This window comes from Phenylobacterium montanum (assembly GCF_018135625.1).
Classification (GTDB): Bacteria; Pseudomonadota; Alphaproteobacteria; order Caulobacterales; family Caulobacteraceae; genus Poindextera; species Poindextera montana.
Genome location: NZ_CP073078.1, coordinates 1,336,269 through 1,359,670, shown reverse-complemented (window position 1 = coordinate 1,359,670; position 23,402 = coordinate 1,336,269). Strand labels below are relative to the sequence as shown.

Here is a 23,402-nt window from a genome sequence, read left to right as displayed (position 1 = left end):
TGTTGCTTTTGCGCCACAAGCAGAGCGGTAAGAGCTTGCAGGAGGCAGGTCTTTGAGCGCGCAAACAGCCCGGCGCGCACGTCAAGGTAAAGCCGCGACGCGCGCCCCAGCCAGCAAGTTTCGGGATCAGCCCTTCTGGTCGGCGTAGAGCTTGACCACCCGGTAGAGGAAGTCGCGCCCTTCGTAGAGCGAGCGTACGCGAATCCGCTCGTTCAGACCGTGAACGCCATCACCGTCCGGATCGCCGAACATGCCGGACAGCCCATAGGTGGGGATGCCGCCGGCATTGGTGTAGACCCCGTCGGTGGCGCCGGTGGACATGGTCGGCACGACCGGCACGCCGGGCCAGAGCTCGGCCGAGACCTTCTCGACCGGGCCCAGCATGGCCGGGGTCAGCGTCGGTGCCGGTGGGGCGGGGGACTTAGGCTCGACCACCGTGACGGCGATCTGCGGGTCGTTCACCGCCTTGACGATGGCTTGGCGCACGTCTTCGATCGGCACGCCCGGGAAGATGCGGCAGTTGACGTTGGCGTCGGCGCGCTGGGGCAGGGCGTTGTTGGCGTGGCCGCCGGACAGGCGCGTGGCCACGCAGGTCGTGCGGAGCATCGAGTGCCAGCTCGGGTCCTTGGATAGGGTTGCGTCCGCCTTGGCGTCGGCCGGGTCCTTCAGAATCGCCTGCATGGCCGCGCCATTCTCGCCGCCGACGATCTTGGACATGCGATCCCAATAGAGGCGCGTGGCGTCGTTGAACTGCACCGGGAAGTCGTAGTCGCGCAGCCGCGCCAAGCCATCGGCCAGGCGATAGATGGCGTTGTCCTTGACCGGCCGCGAGGAGTGGCCGCCGGGGTTGGTCGTCTCCAACTGGTAGTCCTGATAGACCTTCTCGCCGGCCTGGACCCCCAGGCTGACGCGGTCGCCCTTTTCGTCCAGCCGTCCGCCGGCCCCCTCGTTGAGGGCGAAGGCCGCATCGACCCAGGGGCGCTGGTTACGGACCAGCCAGTCGGCGCCATTGAACGCGCCCGAGGTCTCCTCGCCGCAGGTCAGGGCCATCTTGACGTCGCGCCGGGGACGGAAGCCCTCTTTCTTGTAGCGGATCATGGTGTCGACCCAGACTGCGGCCATGGCCTTGTCGTCGCTGGCGCCGCGCCCGTAGAAGTAGCCGTTCTCCTCCACCAGCTTGAACGGATCGCGCGTCCAGTCCTCCCGCTTGGCCTCGACCACGTCGATATGCGCCAGCAGCAGGATCGCCTTTGCGCTGGGGTCCGAGCCGTGCAGCACAGCCACGACGCCGCCTTCCTTGGGGTGGTCCGGCCCGGTGAAGACATGCACGTCGCCGTCGGCATAACCCGCCGCCTTCAGCCGCGCCGCCATCTTCTCCGCCGCCTCGGTGCAGCTGCCGATGGAAAGCTCGGTGTTGGTCTCCACCAGTTCCTTGTAGGTGTCGCGGAACGCAGCGACATCCGGCGACAAGGGCTGGGCGGCGGCAGGGGCTGCGGCCAGCAGGGCGGCCAGGGCGATGGCGGACTTCATGCGCGTTTACTCACGGTGTGATGATTCCTGATCGCCGATCATTCACGGGGCTGGGCGGAAGTCGAGAGGCCGGGCTAAGCTTGCCGCATGAGCAACCAGCCTTTCTTTACGCGCGACGGCGCGCGCTATGTCCCCAGCGCCATCAGCCGCGGTCCCTGGAACGAGACTTCGCTGCACGGGCGGGTGGTGATCGGCCTTCTGGGCTATGAGATCGAGCGCCTCTATGGCGAACCGGACTTCGTTCCGGCCCGGCTGACCGTCGACATGTACAAGCTGCCGGACCTGTCTCCGGTCGAGGTGACCACCCGCCCAGTGCGTGAGGGCAAGCGGATCAAGGTGATCGACGCGGAGTTCTTCAGCGCAGGCCAGAGCATGGCCCGGGCCACCTGCCAGCTGCTGCGCCGCACCGAAGCCCCGGAGGGGCGCGTCTGGACCCCGCCGCCCTGGGGCTCGCCGCCGCCGGACGCCCTGCCCACGCCGGCAGACCCGCGGGCCAATCTGGGCGGCATGTGGGAGACCCGACCCATCGTCGGCGGATGGGGCGACCTTGGCGAGCGGCGCCTGTGGATGCGCGAGGTTCGCCCCCTGGTCGACGATGAGCCGATGACCCCGTTCACCCGTGTGGCCCTGGCCGCCGACTTCGCCAGTCCGTTCGCCAACGCCGGGGACAAGGGACTTGGCTACATCAACAGCGACGTGACCCTCTATCTGCATCGCCTGCCACGCCAGGACTGGGTCGGGTTTCAGGTGACCTGCCACCAGGCGACGGATGGGGTGGCGATCGGCGAGTGCTGGCTGCATGACCAGGACGGCCAGATCGGGACCGCCAGCGTCACCGCCCTGGCCCAGCGGCGCGGGTTGGGTTGATCGCCGGGACCCGTTGGCTCAGCTACGTTCGCGACGGGCGCGGTGGGCGAAAGCCTTGGGCAGATAGACCCCGACCATCCGCGCCGAGGCGCTGGGGCTGGCGCTGTCGAGCCTGAGACCCGGCGCATCCGCCGGCTCGAAGAAGGTCTCACCCAGGCCCAGGACGCGCGGCGGCTTGCCGTCTTCCTTAAGGATGAAGCGGCCCCGGGTGACCACGCCGACCACATAGCCCTGGCGCTCGCTCTCGGCCGGCTTGGCCTCAGGCGCGACGCTGACCCGGCCGCCCGCGTCGCCTGCCCGGGCATAGTCGCCGGAGGGGCCTTGGCTGACCGCTTCACGCAGGCCCGCCAGCACGCGGTCTCCGGGGCTGGTGGCATGCATCGAATATTTGCAAGAGCTGGAGGCGTGCACCGTCGATATCGACGCCAGGGCGGCGACGAGCAGGCGAAAAAGCGACAGCGGCATGGATCACTCCAGGGTGACGGTCATGACCACGGCTCGCACCCTCGCCCCCGCGTATCAGGGATGCGGAACACCTGACGCGAGAGTGAACCCGATGCGATCGGTTCTCAAGAGGCGCGGGTCGAAAAACCGTTGGAAAAACACGATTTCAAGCTTCGCAGCGGGCTGAGGGCGCCGTTTTGGCCAGCGGGAGGCGCCGAACGCCCGGGGGACGGCTCCGGTCCGCCGCACGCGAATCGCCGCCGGCCTTCACCGATCGCCGGCCTGAAATCCTATAGACGCGCCGAATATTTCTGGTTTCGCCCGGAGCCTGCCGATGGGCTTTAGCTTTATCCCTCTGATCCGGGTAGGATTGTCCTTCCTGCCGGGAGGGGGCTGAGCGTCCGCGCCCAGGCCGCTTTCGGCGAGCCAGCGAGTTCCCGTTCCACCGCATGCATCTTCTGGCTTCGATCAATCCCCTCTACGCCGCGTCCGGCTTCCTGGTCGGTCTACTGGTCGGCCTGACCGGTGTCGGCGGCGGTTCGCTGATGACTCCGCTCCTGGTGCTGCTGTTCGGCATTCACCCAAGCACGGCCGTAGGCACGGACCTGCTCTACGCCGCCGCGACCAAGACCGTCGGCACCGCCGTGCACGGGGCCAGCGGCACGGTCGATTGGCGGGTCGTCCGGCGCCTGGCGACCGGCAGCGCGCCGGCCACCATCATCACCCTGACGATCCTGGCCCATGCCGAGAAGCAAGGCGCCGGAGCCAATCACCTGATCACCGTGGTGCTCGGCGTGGCGATGATCGCCACCGCCATCGCCATTCTATTCCGCAATTTCATACTGAAGCACTTCCGCGAGCGGGCCGGCGAGATCGATCCGCGCCGCACGGCGATCTTCACCGTCATCCTCGGCGCCATCCTGGGCGTTCTGGTGTCCCTGTCCTCAGTCGGGGCCGGGGCGATCGGCATAACCGTGCTGCTGGTTCTCTATCCCGACCTTCCGGTAGGGAAACTGGTCGGCTCGGACATCGCCCACGCGGTGCCCCTGACCCTGATCGCCGGCATGGGCCATTGGATGATGGGCTCGGTGGACTTTCACCTCCTGGTCTCGCTGCTGTCGGGATCGATCCCAGGGATCGTACTGGGCAGCCTGGTTTCGTCGCGGGTCTCGGACCGCATCCTGCGCCCAGTGCTGGCCTCGGCCCTGGTGCTGGTCGGCAGCCGGCTGGTGTTCTAAGCGTCTAGCGGAAGCCCCCGCGAGCCGCCTCCAGGGCCGCGATCAGGGTCTCGATATCGTCCTCGTTGTTGTAGGCGTGCACGCCGGCCCGGACGTTGCCGTCGCGGTGTGAGGTGACTATGCCCTGCCGCGCCAGCTCGGCGCAGAGGCCGGCGGCGTCGCGCGAGGGAACAGCCACCAGCGGTCCGCGGCGGGCGTCCAGGTCCGGGGTGATCGCCGGCCAGCCGATCGCCTGCAGCCGGTCCAGCAAAAGACGTGTCAGGCACCGCACACGGTCGCCGATGGCCTGGGTCCCAAGATCGCTGATGATCTTCAGGCCGGCCTCGGCGGCGTAGGCGTTGACCACGGCCGGGGTGCCGGCCTCGAACCGCCGCGCGGTGGGCGAGGGGTGGTTGGCGGTGATGTCCATGGCCCCGATGTCGGCCTGGGCGAACCAGCCGGAGGCTGTGGGGACCAGGCCCGGGATCAGCTCGGCGCGGGCGTAGAGGAAGCCGATACCCGCCGTGCCGATCAGGTACTTCATCATGCCGCCGATGGCGAAGTCGACGCCCAGCGCCTTCAGGTCGATCGGCTCGGATCCCACCGTCTGGTAGCAGTCCAGCAGCATCAGGGCGCCGCGGGCATGGGCCAGGCGGGCGAGACCAGCCACGTCCAGCTTGGCCCCGTTGCGGTAGCAGACTTGGGTCGCAGCGACGATCCGGGTGCGCTCGTCGATCAGGGCCTCGAAAGCCTCCAGCGGGATGTAGCCGTCCTGGCGCGGATGGGCGTGGACCACGCGGGCGCCGCGCGGGGCCTGAGCGTGCCAGATCTGGGCGCTGGTGGGGAACTCGAAGTCGGTGGTCACCACCGTGTCGCGTCCGCCGGTGAAATCGAGCGCGCTGGCCAGGGCGTTCAGCCCCGCCGAGGCTGAGGCGGTGACGGCGATCTCGTCGGCGGCGACGCCCAGGAGTACTGCCAGTCCTTGGCGCACCGCCTCGTGCTTGCCGACCCAGAGCTCCCAGTCGGCCCCGGCCTCGTTGCGGTCCCTCAAATACGCCTGGACGGCGGCCTCGACCTCGATGGCCAGGGCGCCGTAGGAGCCGCTGTTGAGATAGGTCTTGCGGGCCAGCAGGGGAAAGCGCGCACGGAGCGCTTCGAAGCGGGTTTCCACTGGATTTCAGATCCTTCCGAGGGACCCGGCGCTTATAGGGTAAGCCGGCAGGCCTGGCCAACGGGCGAGGTCGGCTCGGCAAGCCTCGAAAAATCCAGATGAAGCCGCTGCCGCTATCGACTAGGGATAGGGCGAACGGAGGCGCCGATGGACGATTGGATGGCCAGGAACGGGCACAAGGTGGTGCCGCGGGATCGGCTGCGCGCGCTCAGCGTTCGCTCCGACCTGCGCGGCTGGGCCCAGACGCTGAGCCATGTCGGGGCCATCTGCGGAACCACCGCCGCCATCATCCTGGTTCCCGCCAATATGCCGGCGCTGCTGATTCCGGTGCTGATGGTGCACGGGATCCTGATCAACTGCCTCTATGCCGGCCAGCACGAGCTGAGCCACTGGACGGCGTTCAAGACCAAGGCGCTCAACGACTGGGTCGGCCAGGTGTTCGGCTTTGCGACGCTGAACCCGTTCTATACCGACCGTTGGGCCCACTTCGCCCACCACCGGGCGACCCACGATCCGCTGCTGGATTCCGAGCTGATCGGCATGAAGCCCTATACGAGCTGGAGCTATTTCCTCGACCTGATCGCGGTCGGCTTCTGGCGCCGGCGTATCCGCATGATCGTGCGGACCGCCTTCGCCCAGGGGCTGGAGGGCGACTACTGGCTGACCGACGAACAGCGCAACGCGGTGATCCTGGAGGCGCGCATTTATGTGGCCCTGTGGGTCGCCATCGCAGTGGCCTCGATCGCCTTCCGCTCGTGGATCGCGGTGGAGTTCTGGATCGGGCCGCTCTTGCTGACCAAGTGGTTCCACCAGCTGCAGAACACCGGCGAGCACACCGGTCTGGACCACGACAGCGATACCTTCAGGAACACCCGGACCCTCAAGGGGCCGGCGGTGATGCGCTGGCTGGTGTGGAACATGTCTTATCACACCGCCCACCACTGCTTCCCTGGGGTGCCGTTCCACCGCCTGGCCGAGTTGCACGGGGACATCGTCGCCAATCTGGGCCGGCCGGTGCCGACTCTGGGCTATATTGAGGCCCAGCGCGAGATTTTCGCCACCCTGCGCCGGCGCGCCCGCGAAGCCGCCCAGGCCGCCTGAGCCGTGCAGCGGCTCGAGGTCTACCAGTCCCTCTGGGCCATGGAGCAACGCCGGCCCGGCGAGTCCGAGGCGCCGCTGGAAAGCTGGATCGAGCGGATCGCCGAGGCGGGCTATGCCGGCGCCGGCCTCGACCTGGCCATGAACGACGTGCCGCTGGCGCGCCAGGCTCGGCCGCTCTTGGAACGCCATGGCCTGAAGTGCCTGTTCAACGGCTTTCCCAAGAGCGACGACGAACTGGCCTTCATGCTGGACATGGCCCGCGACTTCGGCGCGCCCTATCTCAGCGTGATCGGCCAGGTGATGCCCCGGGACGTTCCCGGCATGATCGACCTCGCCCGTCGCTGGATCGCCATCGCCGAGCGGGCCGGCTTTCCCTTGCTGTTCGAAACCCATCGCCACGGCCTGCTGAACGATCTCTACCCGACCTTGGAATTGCTGGACGCGATCCCTGAGTTGCGGCTCTGCGCCGACCTCAGCCATTTCGTGGTCGACCGCGAGTTCGCGCTGCCGATCTCGCCGGCTGATGAGGTCATGATCGGCCAGGTCCTGGACCGCTCCTGGGCGATCCAGGGGCGGGTCGCCTCCAACGAGCAGGTGCAGGTCCAGCTAGGCTTTCCCCAGCATCGCAAATGGCTGGACCAGTTCCTGTCCTGGTGGGGGCAGGGGATCGGCTCCTGGCGCAAGCGGGCTGGCGAGGACGCCGTCCTGACCTTCCTCTGCGAACTCGGCCCGCCGCCCTACGCCATCACCGGCGCCAATGGGTTGGAGCTGTCAGACCGCTGGAGCGAGGCCCTGACGCTGCGGGCTGAAATAGAACGGCTTTGGACGAGGCCCGAGTAACCACAATTAACACTTGGAATGGCCGACGCCGGGCGTAGAGTTCGCCACGGCTGCGCCAGTTTTCGGTCGTCCACGGCCAAGCTGACCCGCCAATTCGACGGACACGCTTGCACCATCGCCGGGCGCAGCGGACGATGAGCAGCGAGACGCAACTACAAGGCCAAAGTATCCGCCACACGGGAGACGGTCATGGGTCAGTCAGGCGCTTCTGGAACCACCCGAACCATCGCCCTGGTGGGGCCGCCCGGATCGGGCAAGACCAGCCTTCTGGAAGCGATGATGTTCTCCAGCGGCTCGATCTCTCGCCAGGGCGAAGTCGCGGCCGGTTCGAGCGTCGGTGACAGTAGCCCAGAGGCCCGCCAGCGCGGCCAGTCGGTGGAGACCAACCTGGCCGGGTTCGACTATCTGGGCGACCACTTCGCTGTGATCGATTGCCCCGGCTCGACCGAGTTCAGCGGCGCGGAAGACATCGCCCTGCCGGCGGTGGATCTCGCCATCGTGGTGGTCGATCCCCAGCCGGACAAGGCGGTGCTGGCCCAGCCGGTGCTGCGCGCCATCGAGTCTCTGGGCGTGCCGCACGCCGTGTTCGTCAACAAGATCGACCAGGCCCGCGGGCCGCTGGACGAGTTGATCAAGGCGCTGGAGGCGGTCTCCAGCCTGCCGGTGGTGGCGCGCCAGCTGCCCCTGTTCGAGGGCGAGAAGGTCACCGGCTTCGTCGACCTGGCCCTGGAACGAGCCTTCGTCTACCGGGCCGGCCAGGCCTCGGCGCGGATCGACATGCCGCAGGAAATCGGCCCGGCCGAGGCGGACGCCCGCTTCCACATGCTGGAGCAGTTGGCCGAATACGACGACACCCTGCTTGAGCAACTGGTCAGCGACATCCAGCCGGATCAGGACACGGTGTTCGCCGACCTGGTCACCGAGATGCAGGAGCGCAAGATCACCCCGGTGTTCCTGGGCTCGGCCACCGGCGACTTCGGCATCCGCCGTCTCCTCAAAGCCCTGCGGCACGAGGCGCCCAAGCCCGACGCCGCGGCGGCCCGGCTCGGCCTCGACGGGCCGGCGGCCTACGTGTTCAAGGTCTCGCACGCCGGCCAGATGGGCAAGCTGGCCTTCGCCCGCGCCTTTGGCGGCGAGTTGGCCGACGGCGCCGACTTCACCCTGCCAGACGGCTCGCACAGCCGGGCCGGCGGCCTGTTCGCCGTGGCGGGCGGGGCGACCAAGAAAGTCTCATCCTGTGCGGCCGGCGACGTGATCGCCATCGCCAAGATCGAGAACGCGGCCCCCGGCATGGCCCTCTCCACCGACGGCAAGGCTCGTGAGGCCAAGGTTCCTCCCCGGCGCGCCGCGCAATACGCCCTGGCCATCGAGGCCAAGGACCGCAAGGACGACGTGCGCCTCTCCGCCGCCCTGACCAAGCTTCTGGAAGAGGACACGGCCCTGGCCGTGCGTCGCGACGCCGACACTCAACAGACCCTGCTGGAAGGCCAGGGCGAGGGGCACCTGACCCTGACCATCGACCGCCTGCGCCGTCGCTTTGGCCTGGAGGTCAACGCCAGCCGGCCGGCGACCGCCTATCGAGAGTCCATCCGCAAAGGCGTCACCCAGCGCGGCCGTCACAAGAAGCAGACCGGCGGCCACGGTCAGTTCGGCGACGTGCTGGTCGAGATCCGCCCTGCAGCCCGCGGCACGGGCTTCGCCTTCGCCCAGAAGATCACTGGCGGGGTGGTGCCCAAGCAGTGGATTCCAGCGGTGGAGCAGGGCTTGCGCGACGGGACCATCAAAGGGCCGCTGGGCTTTCCGGTGATCGACCTGGAGGCTGTGCTGATCGACGGCTCCTATCACAGCGTCGACTCGTCCGAGATGGCCTTCCGCGCCGCCGGGCGCCTGGCCATGGTCGAGGGGCTTCGGGCCTGCGATCCCTATCTGTTGGAGCCGATACAGCGACTGACCATCACCGCCCCGACCGCCAGCACGCCCAAGATCACCGCGGCGGTGTCCTCGCTGCGCGGCCAGATCCTGGCCTTTGCGCCCAAGGACGGCTGGCCCGGCTGGGACGAGATCGAGGCCTATATGCCCGAGGTGCATACCCGCGATTTCATCACCGAACTGCGCGGCATCACCCACGGCCTGGGCGTGTTCGAGGCCGTGTTCGACCATATGGCCGAATTGACCGGACGCCTCGCCGACGATGTGATCAAGCGGCAGAGCCACGCGGCCTGAGGCGCCGCTCGCCGGCCCGCTGGTCAAAATCTCACCCGCTCAGCAGTCGGTCGCCCAGAAAATAGGCGAACGGCGCGCCGCCTTGCCGATTTACAAGGCGCAGGTTTGACGCATGATCCCGTTCGCCAAGCTTGCGGGATGGGCGCGGGATTCGAGTCGGCGTAAAGCCGGCGCCCGCTGGGGTCAGATCATAAATTTCAGAAGACGGGGTGGCGCGATGCGCTTTGGGGCACGAGATCGCAATCTGAGAGGCGTGCGGCTTATGACAGCGGCGTCAGGGCTGGTTCTGGCGGCGTTGCTGCCGGCGGCGGCCCTGGCCCAGACGGCCGCGCCGGCCGATCAGAAGCCCGCCGCGACGGGCGAGACGCCCGAAATCGTGGTCAACGGCATTCCCTATCATGAGACGGTGCTGCCGACCCGGCTGTCTTCCAGTTCGGTCTATGGCCTGGACCTCAACGTGATGGACACGCCGCGTAACACCACGCTGCTGTCCAACACCCAGCTGCAGACCCTGAACATCCAGGACCCGCGGGCCTTTTCCTACCTGACGGCGTCCAGCTACACCGACAGCGCCTTCGGCACGCCGAACATCCCGCGCATCCGCGGCCAGTACGCCGACACCTTCGTCAACGGCATGCGCGACAGCTTCACCGTCAACGGCTATGGCGCGCCGCCCAATTTCGACAGCCTGGACACCATCAACATCGTCAAGGGTCCGGCCAGCGTGATCGACGGCCCTGGGCCGGGCGTGGGCGGGGAGGCCGACTTCATCACCAAGCGGCCGAACATGTTCCACATGACCGCCTCGGCCGCGGCCTCGATCGACACCTTCGGCAACCGTCGCTGGAGCGTCGACGTCGGCGGCCCGCTGATCCGAGGCGACCTCGGCGTGCGCATCAGCTATGCCGGCGACGACGACGGCAGCTACTTCTACGGCCACTATTTCCGCAAGAACGCGATCTATGGCGCGGTGCGCTGGAAGCCGAACGACCAGTACCAGCTCGACTTCAACACCGAGATCAATTCCGAGCAGTATACGGAGAATGTGGGCGTCAACCGGGTCAACCAGGCCCTTATCGACCACACGCTCTATCTGCAGGGCGCGCCGAGTTCCGGCGACCCCTGGGCGACCTTCATCCTGGGCGGCGACCCAGGCTCCTTCCCGGTCGGCTCGCCCGGCAATCCCTATGCGCCGGCGGCGCCGATTCTGACCGGGGTGCAGCTGACGGGCGAGGTTCCGCTCAACACCAAGATCACCATCGACCAGACGCCCGGCACTTCCGCCCGCGCGCTGAAATACAACGCCCAGCTGATCCAGAAATACTACTTCACCAACGATCTCTGGATCGAGAACAATACCTTCTTCAACTACCTGAACAGCGACAACCAGGACTTCTATTATTTCGCCGACTCGACCAAGGACTCCTGGTCGTTCGAGAGCCGCACCGACCTGCATGACCGCTTCGATATTAGCTTCGGAAAGGGCATGGAGCCGATCCACAACGAGGTTGTGGCCGGCTTCACCTTCCGCTTCGCTCACGTCAACTATATCAGCAATTTCAACGACGAGCCGGCCTCGGTTTATGATCTGACCGGCAATCCCAAGCTCTGGGTGTTCGATCCGGCGACACAGATCAATTTCGGCGACGCCTTCGTCTACAAGTCGGCCATGGGGCGGCTACAATACGGCACGCCGGGGCGGGATTCCGTCAACCTCGGCAATACCGGCATCTCGGACGTGTACGATACGGCCGTGTTCTTCCAGGACCGGATGGAGTTCACGCCCAAGCTCAGCGCCCTGTTCGGCGCCCGCGTCGACGCGGTGCAGGCCCATACGCACGATCCCCTGGGTGGAGCGGTCTGCGGGGCTTGCTTCACCGATTTTCCGATCGACCACACCACCGGGGTCTATGGGCTCGGCAACGCCAATATCAGCGTAGTCTACAAGGCCGCGCCCTGGGTCAGCGGCTACATCACCGCCGACTTCACCCAGAGCACCGATCCCAACGGCGGCAACGGCGGCATCAACGCCTTCACCCAGGTTCCGGACAGCCAATTGCTGCGCAAGGACAGCTACCTCTTCGAGGGCGGGCTGAAGTTCAACCTCCTGAACAACAAGCTGTTCATCGGCACGGCGGCGTTCGACCAGAAGCGCTCGATTCCGACGGGAGCGGCTGGAACCCAGACGGACGAGGCCAATATCCGCGGCGTGGAGTTGGAGGCCAACTACCAGCCGACCCGCAACCTGTTCGCCACCGCCAGCTATTCCTACGTCAAGACTACGCTGAACAAGGCGGCCGGCTTCTACGACTATCCGGCGGACAACGCGAACAACTATCCGGGCCAGCCCTACAATTTCGTCGACGGCGCCGGCCTGTTCGCCACCTTCGCGCCCGGTCAGAAATTCGACGATCCAGGCGTGCCGGAGCAGATCTTCAACTTCCTGGGCAACTACAAGTTCGACAATGGGCTCGGTTTCCGCGCCGGGGTGCAGGTGATCGGCCCGATTCAGACCACTACGTCTGGCAAGCTCGACCTGGCCAATTCGTTCTTCGTGCCTCAGAGCGTGATCAACAATGGCGGCTACTACAAGTCGCCGGTCATTCCCTGGCAGTACACCATGAACATGGCGGTGTTCTACGAGGTCAGCAAATACACCTTCACCCTCTCGGTCTACAACGTCACCGACCAACTGAACTGGCAGTCGGCGCCGGCCTTCTATGGCAACGATTTCCTGGTCCGCAACGACCCGCGCACGGTGGAATTCCGCGTGCAGGCCAAGTTCTGATACGGGCGCCGGTTAAGGGTGCGGCGAGCGGTCCGATGGTCAGGCCGCCGCACCCTGGGCAGAATGATGGGAGGCAGCTAGGGCGAGACCATGGACATCTATTGGCTGATCGGCGCGATCATCGGATCAGGGGTGTTCATTTTCGCCGGCCGCGAGCCTGCCTTGAAGCTGATTGCGGTGGTCAATCGCCGTCAAGCCAATGGCCGGCGCCGCCGTAGCGGAACCGGCCAGGGACCGTGGAACTGATCGCCCGCCTACAGGGCGCGTCGCCCCGCGATGGCGTGGTACAGCACCAGCACCACCACCGAACCGACGACAGCGACCAGGATGCTGTAGAGGTTCACGCCGGAGACCCCGGCGTGGCCAAAGGTATTGAACAGGAAGCCGCCGACAAAGGCGCCGACGATCCCGAGGACGATGTCGAGGACCAGGCCCTCGCCGCGTCGATTGACCAGCAAGCTGCCGATCCACCCCGCGACGAGCCCGACCACGAGCCAAGCAAGAATGCCCATTTGAGGCTCCTGTGATTTCGCCGCACAAGCGACGATCATGCCTTCATCAATCAATGAGAAGCGGCCCGGTTCCGCTGGATCGGAAACCGGGCCGCAGCGCGCGCGTCATTCGTCGTTGACGATCGAGACGATCTTGTGCGTGCGCTCGTCGATCAACAGCTTCTGGCCGTGGATATAGGTCCAGTGATAGCGCTCGTAGCGCGGCACGTCATAGGTGGTCACGCTGTCCGGCAGGGTGTCGCCAAGCGCGACCGGACCATCGTAGTCGACCGGGGCCGCACGCTGGGTGCGCACATAGGTCTTGACCTCCTTGGGCGGGTCGACCGTCGCGCCAGCGATGCCGCCGGCCACCGCGCCCACAGCCGCGCCGATCGGGCCGCCGACCACCGCGCCGGCCACCGCGCCGCCGGCCACGCCGACGCCGGCGCCGGTGCTGCCTTTCTTGGTCACCGTGGTCTGGGTGGTGGTGGTCGAGCCGTCAGGGTTCGCCTGACTGTCGGTAGTGGTGGTCTGTGCAAAGGCCGGGGCTGAGGCCAGCAACAGGCTGGCGGCGCTGGCGGCCAGAATGAACCGTTTCATGGGATTTTCCTTCCTTTATTCGGTGCCTATTGCGGCGGGGCGCTCGAGTTCGACGAGCCCGAGGCCGGCGCGGCGGCGCTTTGAGCGGCGTTGTTGTCCGACTGGCTGGCGTTGTTGGCCGCCTGGTTGGCGTTGTTCTGGGCCTGATTGGCGCTGGCGTTGGCCGCGGCGTTGGCGGTCCGGGCCTGGATGTCGGCCGTGGTCGCCTGGTCGCGGGACATCTGAGCCGAGGCCGCGGCCTGCTGGGCGCTGGAGGGGTTCACCGCGGTGGTCTGGTCGCGGTTGGTGAAATAGACAGCGGCCGCAATGATGGCCACGACCGCCACGATGCCGATGACGATCATCGAAGTGCGGCCGTCGCGATGCCGTTCGACCGTCGAAGTTTCCGATGGTGTCTGGACGCGATACTGGTTGGTCATGAGCGTGCTCCTGAAAACAGGCGCGAGATCTCACTGACCGAAATCTGTGTCGATCACGATTTCGTCAATGATTGGCGCTAGTGAGGCGAGCAACGTGGGTGCTGGCCGAATGGTTCCACACAAGCTCGGCCGTAAAAGCGCGCATAGTCGGAATATCGAGGGCGGATCGATCGAGATTTTATTTGTTATCGAGCGTCAAAAGTCTTGATTTATATTATCTTATTCGGAGATGTAGGCCTCGATTGAGGCCACGCGCAAGGCGATTTGGTTCTGGTCGAGGAATGAGCCTTCAAAGCTGTTCCTGGCCAAGGCAGCCAGATCGGCCCTGGTGAGCAGGGGGGCCACGGCGCGGTAATTGTCGTTGATATAGCCCCCGAAATAGGCCGGATCGTCGGAATTCACCGTAGCGCGCAATCCTAGTTGCAACATGCGGGCGATCGGGTGGGTCCCAAGATCGCGGACCACGCACAGCTTCAGGTTCGAAAGCGGGCACACGGTCAAGGTCATGCCGGTCTCGGCCAGGCGCCGGGTCAGGGCCTCGTCCTCCAGCGAGCGATTGCCGTGGTCCAGGCGGTCTATGTGCAGCAAGTCCAGGGCCTCGATCACATAGGCCGGCGGGCCTTCCTCGCCGGCGTGGGCGACGCGCTTCAGGCCGCGCTCTCCCGCGGCGGTGAACACGCGACGGAATTTGGAGGGCGGGTGACCGAGTTCGGAGGAATCGAGACCCACCCCCGTGATCTGCTCCAGCCAGGGCTCGGCCTCGCGCAGGGTGGCCAAGGCGTCGTCTTCCGACAGGTGGCGCAGGAAGCAGAGGATCAGTTTCGAGGTCAGGCCGTGCCGCGCCTCGGCCTCGCGCATCCCGGCCAATAGGCCCTCGGCGACCACGCCGAAGGGGATTCCGCGCGCAGTGTGGGTCTGAGGGTCGAAGAAGATCTCGGCGTGGACCACAGTGTCCGCCGCGGCGCGGTCGAAATAGGCGAGGGCGAGGTCGTGGAAATCCTCCTCGGTCCTCAGCACGTCGGCGCCCTGATAGTAGATGTCCAGGAAGTCCTGTAGTCGGCTGAAAGTGTAGGCTGCCCTGAGCTGCTCGACGCTGTCGAAGGGGATGGCGATGCGGTTTCGCCGGGCTAGGGCGAACATCATTTCCGGCTGCAGGCTGCCTTCGATGTGCAGGTGCAGTTCGGCCTTGGGCAGGCCGGCGATGAAGCCGTCGAGATCGCTCATGTAACGCCTCCTAAGTCTTCAGGCGGCCGACATATAGACGAAGCGGGCGACGAAGAGGGCCGCCAGCAGGAACAGCAGCCAGTCGCCAACACGAGCTTCGCGGCGGATCAGCTTGATCGCCGCATAGGCGGTGACGCCGAAGGCGAGGCCGTTGGCGATGGAAAAGGTCAGGGGGATCATGATCAGGGTCAGAAAGCCGGGGATGGCCTGGACCGGGTCCTCCCAGGCGATCTCGGCCACCGGCGCCATCATCAGGGCGCCGACCAGGATCAGGGCCGGCGCCGTGGCCGCCAGCGGCACGGCCTGGGCGAAGGGCGCGGCCAGCATGGTCGCCAGGAACAGCAGCCCGGTGACGATGGCGGCGAGGCCTGTGCGCCCGCCGGCCTGGACCCCGGCCGCGCTCTCGACATAGCTGGTGACGGTGCTGGTGCCGGCCAGGGCGCCGATCATGCTGGCGGCGGCGTCGGCGATCAGGATGCGGTTCAGATTGGGGATTTCGCCCTCGGGCGTCTGCAGCCCTGCGCGGCGGGTGACAGCCACCAGGGTGCCGATATTGTCGAACACATCGACGAACAGGAACACGAACACGATCTCGGCCATGGACAGAAGCCCGCCGCCGCCCAGGCGGAAGGCGCCGGGGATATCGAGAGCGAAGGCGGTCTTGCCGAGCTCGGTCAGGCCGTAGGGCTGGGCCGTGAAGTGGACCAGGCCGATCGCCCAGCCGGCGGCGGTGGTCGCCAGGATGCCGATCAGCATGGCGCCCTTCACCCGCCAGGCGGTGAGGGCGACGATCAGGACCAGGCCGAGGACCGACAGCGCCGCGCCGGGCGCCTTGAGGTTTCCAAGCGCCACGCTGGTGTCGGGATTGCTGACCACCACCCCGGCGTTGCGAAGCCCGATGAAGGCGATGAACAGGCCGATGCCGCCCGCCACCGCCGCGAACAGGCTGGGCGGAATGGCCGAGACGATCATTCGCCGCACGCCGGCCAGGGTCAGCAGCATGAAGCAGCAGCCCGACAGGAACACGCAGCCCAGCGCCGTCGGCCAGGCCACGTGCATCTGCTGCACCACGGTGAAGGTGAAATAGGCGTTCAGCCCCATGCCGGGGGCCAGCGCCAGGGGCACGTTGGCGGTCAGGCCCATCAGGATGCTGGCGATCCCGGCCGAAAAGCAGGTCGCCGCCGCCACCGCCGCCACGGGCATGCCGGCCAGGCCCAGGATCGAGGGATTGACCGCCACGATATAGGCCATGGTCAGGAAGGTGGTGACGCCCGCGGCGATCTCGGTGCGCAGGCTCGTGCCGCGCTCGGCCAGTCGGAAATGGCGGTCCAGGCCGGCCGTGATGGTCAATGCGTCGCCCCCGATCTACGCAGTTCCGACTCGCGACCCCGCGAGCCCTGGCAGGATGACGCGGAACGCGGCCGCGGCAAGGCTCAGGCCGTCGGTCGATGGTGAAAGCCCTGGCCGCCGTCATCTTCCGCGGCAGCCCGCTCGATCCGGGTCACCTGCGCGCCGGCCGGGCCGCGCTGGCACGCCTCGATCAGCCGTTCGACGTCGGTCTCGAGGCCCCTGGCCACGAGCTCGACCGTGCCCTCGCGGCGATTGCGCACCCAGCCGGAGAGGTCGAGGCGCCGGGCCTCGTCGACGGCCCAGGCGCGGTAGCCGACGCCCTGGACACGGCCGTGGATGATCAGGCGGACGAGGCTCTGCTGCACCGGCCGAGAATGGGCCGGGCGGCGGCGCTAGGCAATCAGGCGACGGCCCGTTTCGCCCGCGCCGGGTCCGCGTCGTCGGCCACGGCCAGGACGGCGAGGGCGGCGAGGCCCAGGGAGGCGCCGCCGACCGCCAGGGCCCAGATCGGCTGGCCGGCGAAGAAGGTCTTCAGCATCAGGCCAAGCAGGGTGGCCGCCAGGAGCTGGGGGGTGACGATGAAGATGTTGAAGATGCCCATATAGACGCCCATCTTGGCGGCCGGCGCGGCGCCCGAGAGGATCGAATAGGGCGCGGACAGGATCGAGGCCCAGGCGATTCCCACCCCGATCATCGGCGCCCACAGCATCTGCGGATCGCGGATCAGCATGAAGGACGCAAGGCCGAGGGCGCCCAGGGTGAGGGCCAGGGCATGAGCCTGCCGCCGGCCGATGCGGGCGGCCAGCGCCGGCAGGGCGAAGGCGCTCAGCGCGCCCACGCCATTGTAGACCGCAAACAGCACCCCGACCCAGTCGGCGCCTTCGTTGTAGGCCTTCGAGGCGGTGTCATGGACGCCGTAGTGGAAGCTGGTCACCGCCGCGGTGGTGTAGATCCACATGGCGAACAGGCCGAACCAGGTGAAGAACTGCACCACGGCCAGCTGCCGCATGACCTTGGGCATGGCGAAGAGATCGTCGACCACCTCGGTCAGGCCGCCGGCTCCGCGGCCCGCGGCCCGCAAGCTCCCGGCCGCGAGCTGGGCCAGGCCGAACAGGGCGATCAAGCCGCCGAGGACATAGACCTCCTTGCCGAGCGCGAAGGCGCGCACCGCCAGCGTCACCAGGGCGCCCAGGGCGAGGCAGAGGCCGCCGCCCTTGAGGTAGAAGCTCGGCGACCGGCGGGCCGCATGGACGGCTGTCGGATCGACCGGGCTGGCGAAGCGGGCGGCTTCTTCCGGCGAATATTCCTTGCTGCTGGCGATGGTCCAGAGCACGGCCAGCAGCAGGCAGACCCCGCCGACATAGTAGGCGATGCGCACCGAGGGCGGCGTCACGCCGGCCGGGGCGGTGTTGGCCACATGCAGCCAGTGGCTCAGCATCCAAGGTAGGGCCGAGGCGAACACCGCCCCCGCGCCGATGAAGAAGCTCTGGGTGGCGAAGCCGGTGGTGCGCTGCTCCTCGGGCAGAAGGTCGCCGACGAAGGCGCGGAACGGCTCCATGGTGACATTGATCGAGGCGTCCATCACCCAGAGGGTCCCCGCAGCCAGCCACAGCACCGGCGCGCTGGGCATGAACAGCAGGGCGGCGGTGGAGAGCAGGGCGCCCGCCAGGAAATAAGGTCGGCGGCGGCCGAGCGGACCCCAGGTCTTGTCGCTCATGTGGCCGATGATCGGCTGCACCAGCATGCCGGTCAGGGGCGCGGCGATCCACAGAATGGCCAGCTTGTCGACATCGGCGCCGAGGGTCTGGAAGATGCGGCTGGTATTGGCGTTCTGCAGGCCAAAGCCGATCTGGATGCCGAAGAAGCCGAAGCACAGGTTCCAGATCTGCCCGAACCTCAATCTCGGCTTCTGCACGGCCCCGCCCTCGGTCACGCCTGCTGTTCCAGGATCAGGCCGGCATAGGGGCCGAGCTGTCCAGAGGCGGGATCCGTCTCGCCCACCTGGGCCAGTACGCGCCCGCCGGCGAACGACGTCCAGGTCTGGCGGTTGGGCGAGAGGTTGAAGACGCAGATGAGGGCCTGGCCGTCGCTGGCGCGCTCGAAGGCCAGGATCGGCTCGGGCGCCGCAACGAGCACGAACGAGCCGAGGCGCAGCGCCGGCGAGGCCTTGCGAAGGGCGATCAGGCGGCGGGTGAGGGCGAGAGCGGATTTTGCGTCGGCCTCCTGAGCGTCAACCGCCAGGGCCAGGTGACGGGGATCGACCGGCAGCCAGGGCTCGGCGTCGGAGAAGCCGGCATGGGGCGCACTCGCGCTCCACGGCATGGGCGTTCGCGCGCCGTCGCGGCCGAGGGTCTGGGGCCAGTTGACGATCGCCTCGGGGTCGCGCAGCCGGTCGAACGGCACCTCGGCCTGGGGCAGGCCCAGCTCCTCGCCCTGGTAGAGGAAGACGTTGCCACGCAGGGCCATCAAGAGCAGCAGCCCCTGGCGCACGGCGGCGTCACGATGCTCAGGCGCCGCCCAGCGGCTGACGGCCCGCGGCGCGTCGTGATTGGAGAAGGCCCAGCTGGGCCAGCCCACGCCCTCGGCCTCGGGCCAGGTCTCGAAGGCCTGGCGCACCACGTCCGGGGTCAACTGGTCGGCATAGAGGAAGTCGAAGCCGTAGGCGCTGTTCAGCCGCCGCTCACCCTCGGTGAACAACCGCATCTCGCGCTCGGCGTGCTCGCCGCCGACCTCGGCCACGGTGAAGGCGCCATACTGGTCGGTGACCAGCCGCACCCGTTCGATGAAGTCGGTGATGCCAGGCTGGGACTGGTTGTGGATGTGCTGCTGGAAGTCGAACGGCCGGGTGCGCTTGCCAGGCTCGGTGACCGGCGGATTGTCGATCAGGGCTGGGTTGTGCATGGAAAAGTTGATCGCATCCAGGCGAAAGCCATCGACCCCGCGGTCCAGCCAGAAGCGGGCGGTGGCCAGCACCTCCGCTTGGACCTCGGCGTTGTGCAGGTTCAGGTCCGGCTGGCTGGGCAGGAAGTTGTGCAGGTAGTACTGACCGCGGCGGGCGTCCCAGGTCCAGGAGGGGCCGCCGAACACCGACTGCCAGTTCGAGGGCGGCGAGCCGTCCGGCTTGGCGTCGGCCCAGACGTACCAGTCGGCCTTGTCGCTGTTGCGGCCCGAGCGGCTGTCCTGGAACCAGGCGTGCTGGTCGGAGGTGTGCGAATAGACCTGGTCGATGATCACCTTCAGGCCCAGGGCGTGGGCGCGGGCCAGGAGCCGGTCGAAGTCGTCCAGGGTCCCGAAGATCGGGTCCACGGCGCGATAGTCCGAGATGTCGTAGCCGAAGTCGCGCATGGGCGACTTGAAGAACGGCGAGAGCCAGATGCCGTCCACGCCCAGCGAGGCGATATGGTCAAGGCGGGCGGTGACGCCGGGCAGGTCGCCCACGCCGTCGCCGTTGGTGTCGGCGAAGCTGCGCGGATAGACCTGATAGATCACCGCCCCGCGCCACCATTCAGGCTTGGGCGAGGGGGCGGGCGCAGCTTGGCGGGGATCGGGACGGACTGAGGTCATTGAACGCCGGACGAGGTGCAGATGATGTAGTCGAGGCCGGCGAGGCTGACCGGATAGCTGGTCGGCGCGGCGGCGGCGGAAGCGCAGGTCCCATGCAGGGCGCGCCAGGATCGTGATCGGTCGTCGACGCTGATCCTGGCGGTGATCGGCGCGGTGCTGGTGTTGAACACCACCAGCGTCTCGGCGCCCGAGACCGGGTCGTGGCGCGAGACTGCGAACAGGCCGGGCGCCTCGTCGGCCGCGCGGACCACCTGGTCGCCGCGGCGCAGGGCCGGGTCGGCGGCCCGTACGGCGGCCATCTCGGCCAGGGCGCGATAGATGGGGTGGCCGGGGTCGAAGTGGTCCTGGGCCGCCGAGGCCTTGGTCCCGATCAGCGGTGTCCTGATGTATTCGGTTACCTGGCTGGCGAACAGCGGTTGGCGCGAGTCCTGGTCGCCGCCGGTCCCGACGAAGCCCTGCTCGTCGCCGGCGTAGATCACCGGCTGGCCGCGCAGGAAGAACATCATGGCATGGCCCAGGACCACCCGGCGCAGGACCTCGTCGTCGCTGGCCGTGGGATTGGCCTGCTTTACGAACCAGGCGAAGCGGCCCATGTCGTGGTTGCCGAGGAAGGTCGGCAGCTTTCGCGCGCTGTCCGGGCCGCCGGCATAGTCGGCGTCGGCGGCGAACAGCCGCGCCAGCCGCGACGGCGCTTCGCCTTTGGCCACGACGTCGGTGACCGCGCCCTGGAAGGCGAAGTCCAGCGGCGCCAGCGGCGGCGCCGCTCGGCTGAAGCTGGCCAGGACCGCGGGGTCGGGGTCATAGATCTCGCCGAACACATGGAAGTTCGGAATGCCCCTGGCTTTGGCGCGGGCGGCCATGGCCGGGACGAAGGCGGTCCAGAACTCGCGGCCCACGTGCCGCACGGTGTCGATGCGGAAGCCGTCGACGCCGAAATCGTCGATCCAGCGGCCATAGATGTCGATGAAGCCCGCCAGCACCCGCGGATCCTCGGTCTGGACGTCGTCCAGGCCGGCGAAGTCGCCATAAATCGAGCTTTCGCCCTTGAAGATCGAGTTTCCGCGGTTGTGGTAGTAGATCGGATCGTTCAGCCAGTCCGGCTTCTTGGCGCGCGCCTCGCCCGCCGGGACATAGGGCGTGTAGGCCCAGTCCGGGTCCTTGAGCTTGGAGAAGTTCTCCATCGTCTGGTGGTCGGCGTCGTCGCCTTGGAAGCCGTCATTGATCGCCGGACCGTTCACCCCGCCGCGCCGCACATAGGGATAGTCGGCCTTGGAGCGGTAGGTGCAGTCGTTCTTGGGGCACTCGCGATAGCGGATCACGTCGGCCGTGTGATTGGCGACGATGTCCATATAGACCTTCATCCCGCGGGCGTGCGCGGCGTCGACCAGGGCCTTGAAGTCCGCTCGCGTGCCGAAGTGCGGGTCGATGTCGGTGAAGTCGGTGATCCAGTAGCCGTGATAGCCGGCCGATTCGTGGCCCGGCGGGCCTGAGACAGCCTTGTTCGTGAAGACCGGCGCCACCCAGACGGCGGTCACGCCGAGGCCCTGGATATAGTCCAGATGCTGGGTCAGACCCTTCAGGTCGCCGCCGTTGTAGAAGGCCTTGGAGGTGGGGTCGAAGCCGGTCGAGAGCCGGTCGCCGCCCAGGCCGCCGCGGTCGTTGGCCGGATCGCCATTGGCGAACCGGTCGGGCAACAGGAAGTAGACGACCTCGTCCTCGGGCAGGCGGTCGCGGAATGAGGCGGCGGGGCCGGCCGGTTCGCTCGCCCAGGCCATCGGCGCGAGCGAACCGGCGCCGAGCAGCAAAGCGGCCAGCATCGCCAAGCTCGACTTCATGCCGAGATCGGCCCGGCGCGGCAGGTCCGCGCGATATAGTCGCTATGATAGGGCATCGAATTCACGCACTTGCTGACCACCTGCTCGACACCGTCCAGGTGCGCGAGGATGTCCTCAGGCGAGGTAAGGTCCACGGCCGGATCGTAGCGTTCCGGGATCAGGCCCTGCCCGATCAGCACCTGGATCCAGGACACTTCGCGGAACAGATCGTGCGTGTTGGCGAAGATGCGGCCGGCCGAGGCGAAGACGTCGAGCTTTTCCTGCAGCGATTCCGGAACCGCCATGTTGCGGCAGTAGCGCCACAGCGGCGTGGGTTCATCGACCAGCTTGTAGTGGGCGATGATGAAGTCGCGGATCCACCTGTACTCGACATCCGTCTGGTCGTTGTAGGCGTCGATATCGGCGCAGGCGAACCGCTTGTCCGGGAACAGGGAGAGCAGGCGGAACAGGGCCGTCTGGATCATGTGGATGCTGGTGGACTCCAGCGGCTCCAGGAAGCCGCTGGCCAGGCCGACGGCCACCACGTTCTTCACCCAGGCCTTGTTGCGCTTGCCAGGGGTGAAGCGCAGCGGTCGCGGGTCGCCCAGCGCTTCCCCGTCGAGACGGCCGAGCAGGTTGGACGCCGCCTCGTCGTCGCTGATGTGGTCGCTGGAATAGACATAACCGTTGCCGATCCGGTGCTGTAGCGGGATGCGCCACTGCCAGCCGGCCTCGCGCTTGGTGACGCGCGTATAGGGGGTCAGGGGGGTGACCGAGGCGCAGGGAACCGCGAGCGCCCGGTTGCAGGGCAGCCAGTGCGACCAGTCCTCGAAGCCGGCCCCGAGGGCCTGTTCGATCAGGAGGCCGCGGAAGCCGGAGCAATCGATGAAGAGCTCGCCCGCAACCGTCTCGCCGCGCTCCAGCGTCACTGACTCGATGAAGCCATCCTCGGCCCGCTTGGCGTGGCCGACGATCTTGCCTTCGATGCGGGTCACGCCCTGGCTCTCGGCCCGCTTGCGCAGATAAGCGGCGTAGAGCCCGGCGTCGAAATGATAGGCGTGGCTGATCTCGGCCAGGGGCGAATTGCCGGCCTTGGGGTCGGCGGGCATGAACTTGTTGCGCAGGGCCGCCTGGGCGCCGATGCAGAAGGCGTCCATTGAGCCGGCGCGTCCGAGCCGCCGGGCCTTCAGCCAGTACTGATGCGGATAGAGCCAGCCGACATGCTGCCCGATCGGGCCAAAAGCATGGAAATAGCGGCTTCCCGGCCCAGTCCAGTCGCGGAAATCGATGGCGAGCTTGAAGGTGCCCTGGGTGGCCTTGATGAAGTCGTTCTCGTCGACGCCGACAAGGCGGTTGAACGACTGGATGTGCGGGATGGTCGCCTCGCCGACGCCCACCGTGGAGATTTCGTCGGACTCGATCAGGGTGATGTCGAGCTTTGCGCCAAAAGTCTTGGAGAGCAGGGCGGCGCTCATCCAGCCGGCGGTGCCGCCGCCGACGATGACGACCTTGCGGATCGCCAGTGGGGAGACATTGGAAGCGGTCGCTTCAACGCTGTCGGTATTCATGCTTGCTCCCGCCGCCCGCGCTGACAAGGGAAGGCGGACGCTTCAAATAAACCAATCGCATCCTGCCGATCGCGGGAAAATCCGGTCCCCGCCCGACCCAACGGATTGGGTGCTCCGGCGGTCAGGATCATGGTGGGCTTCAAGGGCGCACCCTCGAAGCCCACCATGTTCGCTCGGGCCTATTTGCAAGG

Annotated in this window: 19 protein-coding genes and 1 pseudogene; 7 read left to right on the top strand and 13 right to left on the bottom strand. The window is 67.2% G+C overall.

Annotated features, from left to right (window positions below):
* Nucleotides 1–126 precede the first annotated feature (126 nt).
* The gene (locus tag KCG34_RS05975; RefSeq protein WP_211939478.1) at nt 127–1,530 is read right to left on the bottom strand and encodes a M20/M25/M40 family metallo-hydrolase; all 1,404 of its coding nucleotides are present in this window, start codon (nt 1,528–1,530) and stop codon (nt 127–129) included.
* A gap of 87 nt (nt 1,531–1,617) precedes the next feature.
* On the opposite strand from KCG34_RS05975, the gene KCG34_RS05970 reads away from it, so the two are divergent.
* Entirely contained in the window at nt 1,618–2,397 is a 780-nt protein-coding gene (locus tag KCG34_RS05970; protein WP_211939477.1) for a thioesterase family protein, read from the top strand.
* Between the two features lie 18 nt (nt 2,398–2,415).
* On the opposite strand, the gene KCG34_RS05965 is transcribed toward KCG34_RS05970, so the two are convergent.
* A complete protein-coding gene (locus KCG34_RS05965; RefSeq protein ID WP_211939476.1) occupies nt 2,416–2,862 on the bottom strand; it encodes a cupin domain-containing protein in 447 nt (148 codons plus the stop codon).
* Nucleotides 2,863–3,290: 428 nt separating this feature from the next.
* Between KCG34_RS05965 and KCG34_RS05960 the strand changes: the two genes are divergently transcribed.
* Nucleotides 3,291–4,079 carry a sulfite exporter TauE/SafE family protein gene (locus KCG34_RS05960; protein ID WP_211939475.1) on the top strand — a complete coding sequence of 263 codons (789 nt, stop codon included), beginning with the start codon at nt 3,291–3,293 and terminating at the stop codon, nt 4,077–4,079.
* A 4-nt stretch (nt 4,080–4,083) separates the two neighbouring features.
* Here the strand turns inward: KCG34_RS05960 and KCG34_RS05955 are convergent, their stop codons facing one another.
* Nucleotides 4,084–5,229 (bottom strand): aminotransferase class V-fold PLP-dependent enzyme, encoded by a 1,146-nt coding sequence (locus KCG34_RS05955; RefSeq protein WP_211939474.1) that lies wholly within the window; start codon nt 5,227–5,229, stop codon nt 4,084–4,086.
* 147 nt (nt 5,230–5,376) lie between these two features.
* Between KCG34_RS05955 and KCG34_RS05950 the strand changes: the two genes are divergently transcribed.
* The 5 genes and pseudogenes from KCG34_RS05950 (at nt 5,377) to KCG34_RS05930 (ending at nt 12,427) form a co-directional block, all read left to right on the top strand.
* Nucleotides 5,377–6,330 (top strand): fatty acid desaturase, encoded by a 954-nt coding sequence (locus KCG34_RS05950; protein WP_211939473.1) that lies wholly within the window; start codon nt 5,377–5,379, stop codon nt 6,328–6,330.
* 3 nt (nt 6,331–6,333) lie between these two features.
* The gene (locus KCG34_RS05945; protein WP_211939472.1) at nt 6,334–7,170 is read left to right on the top strand and encodes a sugar phosphate isomerase/epimerase family protein; all 837 of its coding nucleotides are present in this window, start codon (nt 6,334–6,336) and stop codon (nt 7,168–7,170) included.
* A 219-nt stretch (nt 7,171–7,389) separates the two neighbouring features.
* Nucleotides 7,390–9,393, top strand: a pseudogene (locus KCG34_RS05940) (elongation factor G); the annotation flags it as partial.
* A 262-nt stretch (nt 9,394–9,655) separates the two neighbouring features.
* Nucleotides 9,656–12,181, top strand: coding sequence for a TonB-dependent receptor (locus KCG34_RS05935; protein WP_211939470.1), 2,526 nt, complete (start codon nt 9,656–9,658; stop codon nt 12,179–12,181).
* A gap of 90 nt (nt 12,182–12,271) precedes the next feature.
* Nucleotides 12,272–12,427 (top strand): hypothetical protein, encoded by a 156-nt coding sequence (locus KCG34_RS05930; protein ID WP_211939469.1) that lies wholly within the window; start codon nt 12,272–12,274, stop codon nt 12,425–12,427.
* 8 nt (nt 12,428–12,435) lie between these two features.
* Here KCG34_RS05930 and KCG34_RS05925 read toward each other — a convergent pair whose 3' ends face one another.
* The 10 genes from KCG34_RS05925 to KCG34_RS05880 all read right to left on the bottom strand — a co-directional run bounded on the left by KCG34_RS05925 (nt 12,436) and on the right by KCG34_RS05880 (nt 23,211).
* A complete protein-coding gene (locus KCG34_RS05925; protein WP_211939468.1) occupies nt 12,436–12,693 on the bottom strand; it encodes a GlsB/YeaQ/YmgE family stress response membrane protein in 258 nt (85 codons plus the stop codon).
* Between the two features lie 105 nt (nt 12,694–12,798).
* On the bottom strand, nt 12,799–13,272 hold the full coding sequence (locus tag KCG34_RS05920; RefSeq protein WP_211939467.1) for a DUF1236 domain-containing protein: 474 nt from the start codon (nt 13,270–13,272) through the stop codon (nt 12,799–12,801).
* Nucleotides 13,273–13,298: 26 nt separating this feature from the next.
* Complete coding sequence (locus KCG34_RS05915; RefSeq protein ID WP_211939466.1) at nt 13,299–13,691, bottom strand: hypothetical protein; 393 nt, start codon at nt 13,689–13,691, stop codon at nt 13,299–13,301.
* 219 nt (nt 13,692–13,910) lie between these two features.
* Nucleotides 13,911–14,915, bottom strand: a complete 1,005-nt coding sequence (locus tag KCG34_RS05910) for an adenosine deaminase (protein WP_211939465.1) — start codon at nt 14,913–14,915, stop codon at nt 13,911–13,913.
* Nucleotides 14,916–14,933: 18 nt separating this feature from the next.
* Entirely contained in the window at nt 14,934–16,265 is a 1,332-nt protein-coding gene (locus KCG34_RS05905; protein ID WP_249138234.1) for an NCS2 family permease, read from the bottom strand.
* An 83-nt stretch (nt 16,266–16,348) separates the two neighbouring features.
* On the bottom strand, nt 16,349–16,630 hold the full coding sequence (locus KCG34_RS05900; RefSeq protein ID WP_211939464.1) for an acylphosphatase: 282 nt from the start codon (nt 16,628–16,630) through the stop codon (nt 16,349–16,351).
* 35 nt (nt 16,631–16,665) lie between these two features.
* Nucleotides 16,666–18,180: an MFS transporter gene (locus KCG34_RS05895; RefSeq protein ID WP_211940727.1), complete on the bottom strand. Its 1,515-nt coding sequence runs from the start codon at nt 18,178–18,180 to the stop codon at nt 16,666–16,668.
* Nucleotides 18,181–18,194: 14 nt separating this feature from the next.
* Nucleotides 18,195–19,829, bottom strand: coding sequence for an alpha-amylase family glycosyl hydrolase (locus KCG34_RS05890; RefSeq protein WP_211939463.1), 1,635 nt, complete (start codon nt 19,827–19,829; stop codon nt 18,195–18,197).
* Nucleotides 19,826–21,664, bottom strand: a complete 1,839-nt coding sequence (locus KCG34_RS05885; RefSeq protein ID WP_211939462.1) for an alpha-amylase family glycosyl hydrolase — start codon at nt 21,662–21,664, stop codon at nt 19,826–19,828. The genes KCG34_RS05890 and KCG34_RS05885 overlap by 4 nt, the downstream gene beginning before the upstream one ends.
* On the bottom strand, nt 21,661–23,211 hold the full coding sequence (locus tag KCG34_RS05880) for a tryptophan halogenase family protein (RefSeq protein WP_211939461.1): 1,551 nt from the start codon (nt 23,209–23,211) through the stop codon (nt 21,661–21,663). The genes KCG34_RS05885 and KCG34_RS05880 overlap by 4 nt, the downstream gene beginning before the upstream one ends.
* Between the last annotated feature and the right edge of the window lie 191 nt (nt 23,212–23,402).